At 67.5% G+C, this 7,734-nt stretch carries 6 protein-coding genes; 5 read left to right on the top strand and 1 reads right to left on the bottom strand.

The annotated features are described in order from the left end of the window. A partial coding sequence (locus LZ199_RS45670; RefSeq protein ID WP_254000142.1) for a hypothetical protein occupies positions 1-337 on the bottom strand: 337 nt, incomplete at its 3' end. A gap of 238 nt (positions 338-575) precedes the next feature. Between LZ199_RS45670 and istA the strand changes: the two genes are divergently transcribed. The 5 genes from istA (at position 576) to LZ199_RS46885 (ending at position 7,023) form a co-directional block, all read left to right on the top strand. Next, complete coding sequence (gene istA / locus LZ199_RS45665; RefSeq protein ID WP_254000141.1) at positions 576-2,165, top strand: IS21 family transposase; 1,590 nt, start codon at positions 576-578, stop codon at positions 2,163-2,165. After that, positions 2,152-2,919 (top strand): IS21-like element helper ATPase IstB, encoded by a 768-nt coding sequence (gene istB, locus LZ199_RS45660; protein ID WP_254000140.1) that lies wholly within the window; start codon positions 2,152-2,154, stop codon positions 2,917-2,919. The genes istA and istB overlap by 14 nt, the downstream gene beginning before the upstream one ends. Before the next feature lie 326 nt (positions 2,920-3,245). Then, complete coding sequence (locus LZ199_RS45655; RefSeq protein ID WP_254000139.1) at positions 3,246-4,658, top strand: hypothetical protein; 1,413 nt, start codon at positions 3,246-3,248, stop codon at positions 4,656-4,658. Then, positions 4,648-6,246 (top strand): Tox-REase-5 domain-containing protein, encoded by a 1,599-nt coding sequence (locus LZ199_RS45650; protein WP_254000138.1) that lies wholly within the window; start codon positions 4,648-4,650, stop codon positions 6,244-6,246. The genes LZ199_RS45655 and LZ199_RS45650 overlap by 11 nt, the downstream gene beginning before the upstream one ends. A gap of 12 nt (positions 6,247-6,258) precedes the next feature. After that, complete coding sequence (locus tag LZ199_RS46885; protein WP_323390419.1) at positions 6,259-7,023, top strand: immunity 52 family protein; 765 nt, start codon at positions 6,259-6,261, stop codon at positions 7,021-7,023. The last annotated feature ends 711 nt before the right edge of the window (positions 7,024-7,734 follow it).

The raw sequence follows: 7,734 nt of genomic DNA, 5'->3' as shown, positions 1-7,734 counted from the left end.
ACTCCGCCAGCGGGCGAACGGCGAAGTGTCTCTGCGTGCCGAGGCGCGCGCGCCGCTTCGCTGAACCTCGCTTCGCCCTTCCACGAACATCCTCGCCGCACCAGACGGGGCGCGGCGAGGAGTTACGGATGAACTGCCCCCTTTCGGCCCGAAGGATGCGGTGAAAGAAGTCGAGCAAGCTCTCGCCGATGCGGGCGATGCGATGGAAGAGCTGAATTTGCTGGACGACGAGGGGGGCTTCGTTCCGGCCGACTGGCGGGCGCACCCGGACCATGTCGAGACGCAGCCCGAAGCACGCAATGTGACGGGCCGGGGTAATGGATCGCAGACGGGTCACCCAAGCTGTTCGTAGCGGGGTCGGCCAAGCGGATCGCACCAGGGTCGGCCAAGCGGATCGCAGTCCGGAGCAGTTGGGGCGGCGGTCCGTTCACCCTGGAGACGGTTGGAAGAAACGCGGCCAGTAGGTGGGCTGAGTGCCTACCCGGCCGGTCATCCCGTGCATCCTCGCGCGTCCACGAGCACCGCCACCGCGGTGCGCCCAGGGACGCGCGCGGATGAGCTACCGGAGAGTCGACATGGACAGGTTGAGAGAGTTGGTGCGGCTGCACCGCATGGGGACGGGTGCGCGCGAAGTGGCACGGCTGTTGGGCATGGGCCCGAATACGGAGAGGACGTACCGCGCGGCGCTCTCGGCGGCCGGAGTGCTGGAGGGCCCAGCCGACGAGGTGCCCGAGTTGGAGGTGCTCAAGGCGCTGGTGCAGGCGCACCTGCCGTCGAGGCTGCCACCGCAGCAGACCTCGTCGCTGGTGCCCTGGCAGCAGCGCGTGGAGGGGCTGCTCGGGCAGGGACTGGGGCCCCGCGCCATCCACGACAGGCTGCGGTTGGAGGTGGAGGGCTTCACGGCGAGCTACTCGGCGGTGAAGCGCATGGTGCGGCAGCTGCGCAAGGCGCGGGGCGTGAGGGCCGAGGACGTCGCGATTCCAGTGGTGACGGCGGCTGGCGAGGTGGCGCAGGTGGACTTCGGCTACGTGGGCAAGCTGCTGTGCCCGCGAGAGAAGGTGCTGCGCAAGGCGTGGGTCTTCGTGCTGGTACTGGCGCACAGCCGCTACCTGGTGGCCGATGTCGTCTTCGAGCAGTCGCTGCCGACGTGGCTGCGGCTGCACGTGGAGTCTTTCGAGCAGCTGGGCGGCGTGGTGGAGACGGTGGTGCCCGACAACTTGAAGGCCGCCGTGCTGCGCGCGGCCTTCACCCCGGACGAGCCGTCCGCCCTCAATCGCAGCTACCGCGAGGTAGCCCGTCACTACGGCTTCAAGGTGGACCCGACGCCACCGTACGCGCCCCAGAAGAAGGGCAAGGTGGAGGCGGGCGTCAAATACGTCCAGTCCAACTTCTTCAAGGGCCGCGAGGGGCAGGACGTCGACGTCGTGCGCGCGGAGTTGAAGAAGTGGCTGGCCGAGGTGGCCAACGTCCGACGGCACGGAAAGACGGGCCGGCGCCCCGTGGAGGTCTTCCGTGAGGAGGAGCTGCCCGCCTTGCGGCCGCTGCCCACCCGGCGCTTCACGCCCGTCCTCTGGAAGTCCGCGCGCGTCCACCAGGACAGCCACGTCCTCTTCGACAGGCGCTTCTACTCGGTGCCCTGGCGCCTGGTGGGCAGCGACGTCTGGCTGCGCGTCACCGACGCCAGCCTGGAGGCGTACGCGGACGACGTGCGCGTGGCAACACACGCCCGGCGCGGCAGTGGCCTGTACAGCACCTGCGAGGAGCACCTGCCCCAGCACCGCGCCGACCTGCGCCACCGCAGCCGCGGCTACTGGGAAGGCCGCGCGGCGCTGCTGGGAGAGGAGGTGCTCACCTACGTGCGTGCCGTCTTCGACTCCGACGACGTGCTGTCGCAGCTGCGCGCGGTGCAGGCCATTGTCGCTCACCTGGAGACCTTCCCGCCCGAGCGCGCACGCGCGGCTGCCCGGCGCGCCCACTACTACGGCACATACAGCTACGGGGGCCTCAAGAACATCCTGCGCCAGGGGCTGGACCTGCAGCCGCTGCCACTGGCGCTCGCCTCCCCGGCGACGGCCTCACTTGCTCAGCCGCGCTTCGCACGCAGCGTGGCCGAGCTGCTGCACCACCCCGCCGTGCCCCAGGAGCCCGAAATTGAGTCCCACTGACGAGCTCATTCCCATGCTCAAGAAGCTGCGCCTGTCCGGTGTCCTCCAATCCCTGCAACTGCGCACCCGGCAGGCGGTGGACGACAACCTCTCTCACTCCGAATTCCTCTACCGGCTCTTGGGCGACGAGGTGGAGCGTCGCGACTCCAAGCAGCTTTCCCAGCGCGTGCGCCGCGCGTCTTTCGAGCACGCCAGGACGCTCGAGGACTTCGACTTCCACTTCAACCCCAGCGTGCCCAAGGCCAAGGTACTGGAGCTGGGCACGTGCGGCTTCCTGGAGCGCCACGACAACGTGCTCATCGTCGGCCCCACCGGCGTCGGCAAGTCCCACCTGGCCCAGGCCCTCGGCCACCGAGCCTGCCGTGCCGGCTACAGCGCCCTCTACCTCGGTGCCCACGAGATGCTCATGCAGCTGCGAGCCGCCAGGGGCGATGGCAGCTACGAGAAGCGCCTGCTGCGCTTCACCTCGCCCGACCTGCTCATCATTGATGACCTCGGCCTGCGCAGCCTGACGCAGGACGAGCCGGTGGACCTCTACGAGGTGGTCCGCCAGAGGTACGAGCGCCGCAGCACCGTCATCACTTCCAACCGGGCGATTGAGGAGTGGCCGCCGCTCTTCGGCGACCCGCTGATGGCGAGTGCCGCCATGGACCGGCTGCTCCACCACGCCCACGTCCTCGTCATCGAAGGCGACAGCTACCGCAATCCGCCACCGGTCCGGCGCCGGAAGCCCGCCGCGACCGAGGCGCGTTAGGCACCCGGCGATCCGCTTGGCCGACCCCAACCTCGTCAACGCCGCGAACTCGAACAACGGCTCCCTGACGAGCTCACCAGGGCGATCCGCTTGGCCGACCCTCACGCGGTCCATGACCCCGGTCCTTGACACGCAACGAAGACGAGCTGACGACGGACCCCACTCCCGCGACTCGTCGAGCTGTGAAGGCGCCGCCGACGGCCTGACGTCGGCACCTATTTCCCCTCACCACTGCTGATTCACCACCGGCCCGACTCAAGTCGCTGAGCCGACCGGGAGACGTGTGTCTTTCGTGCCTCATGCCGGGGCACGCATAGGAGGCGTGTATGCGCAGGAAGCGAAGTTGGGTTGTCGCGCTGCTGCTGGTTCTGCCTGGAGTGTCCTGGGCGGAAGAGATTGCGGACCCGCCATTGCCCGAGGAGGTGGACGAGATAGAGGAGGAGACGTCGCCCGAGAGCCCGCCGAAAGATGCCGAGAGCCCACCCGCCCCGGAACGAGGTGAGGTCTCACGGCCTGCGCGCTGGACGAACTTGCTGCGAGTGGAGGCCGCGACGTGGGCGTTGCTGCCCCGCTCGGGCATGGGCGCGGATGAAGGCTATTTCCAGGTGGAACCGACCCTCGTCTTCGAGCGCAGCCCGGAGTTTGGCGTCAACCTCGGGACTCCGCTGCGATTACGCGTGTGGGGGCCGAAGGATGGCGGGGTTGTCCGGCGCGAGGACTGGGACACTCTCTCCGACTGGGGACAGTTGGTGAGGAGTCTCAAGCTGGGCTCGGACAACTCGCCGCTGGGCGTGTGGTTCGGGAAGCTCGAGAGCTACAGCCTTCTCAACGGGCATCTCGTCCGGCGCTACTCCCACCGCGCGAATCCGGACTACCACCCAGCGGCAGGCGTCCTGACAGGCACGCTGGGGCCCGTCTACGTCGAGGCGTTCTCTTCGGACGTTCTCGGTGCTCGGCTGATGGGGGCGGAAGCGGAGCTGGACCTGGAGCACGTTCTCTTCGGCAAGCCCCAACAGGAGGGCCGCTACACACTGGGTCTGTCTGCGGTGCATGACTGGGGACGTGCTGGTGGGCGCGCGGCCTCGGTGACGCTGGCGCACATGGACGCGGTAGCCGTGTTGGTGGTGCGGCCCGGGTTTGAAGCGCACGTCTTCGCGGGCGGGGGCGGCCGGCCGGGTGTGGGCGGTGCGTGGGGCGCGGTGGCGGGCGCGGGAGCCGATGCAATCACACCGACGCTCAAGATGGCGTTGCGGCTGGAGGCGCGACGGCAACACGGTGGCTTCCGGCAAGGTTTCTTCGGGCCGGACTACGAGCTGGCGCGCTTCCAGGCGGTGGGCCCTGCCGGCGTGCCGCTCGCGGATGCGCCCTTCCCGGATGGCTACTCCGCATACGGTGAAGCGGAAGTGGGCTGGGATGCCGTGCGCTACGGGGGGCTCTACAAGCACCTGAAACTGTCGCTGGGCGCCGAGGTGTTCTCCTGGGGGCGTCTCGACATGGACGGGCGCATGGCGGTGCAGCTCTTCGAGCGCAGCCTGGAAGTGGCCGTGAAGGGGCTCGCCGTGGGTGCTGGCAAGCCCGGGGCGCGGTACTTGGGAGCGGCGGAAGTGCGCTGGCGGTTCCTGGGAGGGAAGTTCTACGCGCTCGGGACGGGCGGCACGCTGTTGTTCCCCACGACGGACGGGACGTTGCGGCCTGGCGCCTTCGCATCAGTGGGCCTGGGGGTGGACAATGCGCGCTAACCCCCTGCTGCTTGCCGTGGTCCTGTTTGCCACGGGATGTGCCTCCGTGTCGCGCGCTCCCGGGCGTGGTGGAACCATTGGCTTCGCGGCGCGCGTGTCCAGTAGGGAGCCCACCCGGGAGCCCCGGCACATCACCCCGCCACATGCGATGGCCTCGTCCTCGGACGACGACGGGCGGATACGGCGCCATCGGGTCTTCCGCGAAGACACATCAAGTCAGGAGGACAGCACCGTAGGGGTGGCCGCTGGAGGAGCTGTCGCGAGCCTGCCTCTTAATTTGGATGCGTGGGAGTCTCTGCTGACGAACGCGGGGCTTGCGGCGCGGGACGAGCGTCCAATTCCGGGCGGCCCGCTCACTCCGACCCAGGCCGCGAAGATACTCGCGACTCTGCTGGGGAAGGACGTAACGCTGGGGCAGTTCCCGGCACGTCTCGCGGTGGGCTTCATGCTGCGCGAGGTGCTGGGTTCGGGCGAGGTGTCGCGCGCCGAACTGGTCCAGAGGGTGGAGCGCTTCAATCATCTGGCGGTGCTCCGGCCTGACGGGTGCCTCGCATGGGTGCGCAGTGGCAGGACGCAACAGCGGGTGGCCCCCGTGGAGTGGCGGGATGGGAGCTTCCGAGCGCACGGCTTCGAACTGGGACGCTTCTACGACGGGCGCACGGGTGTCTTCCGCTCGCTGGACGACGAGCTTCGGGAGGTCAACGGCTTCGCCATCGCGGACGTCCACGACGATGCCGACGTCATCAGTCGCACGCTGGACGGGGCGGAAGAAGCCTTCGTCGGGCTGGCGCTGGCGGTGGGGCAGTTCTTCTCGACGTCGCCCTCTGACAACCTCGAAGCGCTCCGACAGATGCCTGCCGCCGTGGCCGCGCTGCTGGCTTCGTCGCCTGAGTACCTGGAGCGATTCCAGTACATGACGCGAGGCGAGCAGATTCAGGTCGTCTCCAAGCTGGTGACGAACCTCATCGCCACATGGGGCACAGCGTCAGCCGCAACGCGAACGCTGCAAGGTGCGACGCTCGCAACAGCCGAGGTGCCGGTGTTGTCGCTGTCCGCGCAAGGGGCGCTCGCCATGGAGAGCGTGGCGGTGCCAGTGGGGCGCGCGGCGGCGGTGCTGAGCGGCGGCCCAGGAGCCGCCATCATCCTCCAGCGTGCGGCCACGGCGGCGAAGCAGGGGGGACCTTCCAAGGGGCCCGGCCAGTGGGGGCCTGCCAAAGAGTCCATGAAGCCCCGTGCTCGGCGCTACCAGGAACAAATCACGGGCCACACCGCCGACGATGCATACTGGGTCGGAGGCATGAGCACGAAGGATGGAGGAGTGAAGTTCGATGGCTTCGAGGATGGCCTGCTACTGGAGGCGAAGGGACCGGGCTATGCCAAGTTCTTCGAGGGGCTCGACCCGAAAGTGTGGTTCCGCCATTCGGGCGCCAAGAGACTTGTTGAGCAGGCGGATAGGCAGCTTAGGGCAGCCAATGGCACACGTATCCGATGGCACGTCGCAGAAGAGAATGCAGCGGACGCCATTCGGAAGCTGTTGCGCGGCAGCAAGCTCAAGGACATCGAAGTCGTCCACACCCCGGCGCTTTGAGGAAAGTGAACTGTGACTGCAAAACCAAAAGCCACGGTATACCCCGAGACCTACTATGCAGGCGCATACTGGGGGCCTCGCAAGGAAGCGCCCGAGGAATGTGCTCGACGCACGGCAGACTTTCTCAACCTCCTTGCTCCGTGCGACCCGATCCTGGCCCAGTGGTATAAGCCCTCCCGGTCTCTCAAGGATGCACGTAAGCACTCGCTCATGCCGCCCGATCTATCCACGCTCACTGAACTGTTCAGGCGTGGGGTTAACCGAGAGCGGGGAGGACCAGTCTTTGAGGATCTCGGCTTTAGTTTCTGGTTCGGCAACGGCGAAACGGGGCCGGACAGTGCGGACCTACGTATCAAGTGTGGGGCCTATTCGGAGGCCGTTTCCAACTCATGCGTGATGCCGCTGCCAAGAAAAGGGGCAGGCGCAGAGCGGATTCTGACGGCACCCGTACTGACGGATGTTGTGCGCAGCATGGTGCTCCCATGGGAGCCGGATTGGGCATTTGCCACATCGGACTCTTACGAGGCCACGCATCCGGAACCCGGCTCCGCGCCCTTCTCTTTGGGGTGGATAACGTACCTCTCGAACCGCATAGGCAAAGTGCCGCCCCTCCCTGCTCCGGTTCGCATCGAGCCAGTGGACGACAAGGGCACGCTAATTGTCCTCACCCCTGAGCGCTTCACTGTGAGCAATCCGGAGCATGTGGCGCTAGCTGAGCGGGTGCGAGAGCTGCTGGATCGAGCAGGGCTGTTGAATCCCCTCCGAGCCCAACCGTAGGAACAAGAGGGGCCGAGTCGCCCGCTACCCGGCTCCACAACGCGGGCGGCTTCGAGCCCTGAAAGGGGACATGCCCATTGCCCCCATATAGCCCCTCCCTGGGGGAATTTGGCGGAACGGGACGGTACGGGGCGGGATGGCGGAGGTCCAAAATCCCCAGGAAAATCGCGGGTCAAGGCGATCCTGCCTCGGAATTGGGTTGTCTCGTGCAGAGGGTTCGATTCCCTCCGCCTCCACAGTGAGAAGCCCAGCAGCCGAGAGGTTGCTGGGCTTTTTCTTTGGGCGTGGCTGCGGCGCATGTGCCCTCAGTCGCCGGCGCGCGCCCACCTGCCGCCCTGTCCGAGGAAGCGCACGGATGCGGTTTCCACGCGTGGAAGCCAAGGGCTCCACGCGGCGAAAGTGCCGCCCCAGCGGCCCGCTCTCCGTGCCTCCCAGGCGACGGGGCGTGGCACGCCGGCTGCTCTGGGGGCGGGAGATGGCGCGGCTGTGGCACGCCGGCACTCCGCCGGCCGCCCGCGGCCACGCGTCCCCCCAGGTGGCCCATGACACTTTCACGAAGGTTCAGACTCCAGTGGCTCTCATGCCTGCGTGTACCGGGGCAAGGTGAGCACCGATTCCAGGCCAAGCCGAGCAGCGATTCCGGAGCAAGGTGAGCAGCAGTTCCGGGGATGCCGAGCAGGCATTCCGGGCATGTCGAGCACCGATTCCGGG

The sequence above is a fragment of the Myxococcus qinghaiensis genome (genome assembly GCF_024198215.1).
In the GTDB taxonomy this organism is placed as follows: Bacteria; Myxococcota; Myxococcia; order Myxococcales; family Myxococcaceae; genus Myxococcus; species Myxococcus qinghaiensis.
The sequence above is the reverse complement of the archived record's forward strand: the minus strand, read 5'-3'. Positions and strand labels throughout refer to the sequence as shown.

Coding starts and splice junctions, on each gene's coding strand:
- istA (WP_254000141.1), top strand. CDS start 576: ATGGACAGGTTGAGAGAGTTGGTGCGGCTGCACCGCATGGGGACGGGT.
- LZ199_RS45655 (WP_254000139.1), top strand. CDS start 3,246: ATGCGCAGGAAGCGAAGTTGGGTTGTCGCGCTGCTGCTGGTTCTGCCT.
- LZ199_RS45650 (WP_254000138.1), top strand. CDS start 4,648: ATGCGCGCTAACCCCCTGCTGCTTGCCGTGGTCCTGTTTGCCACGGGA.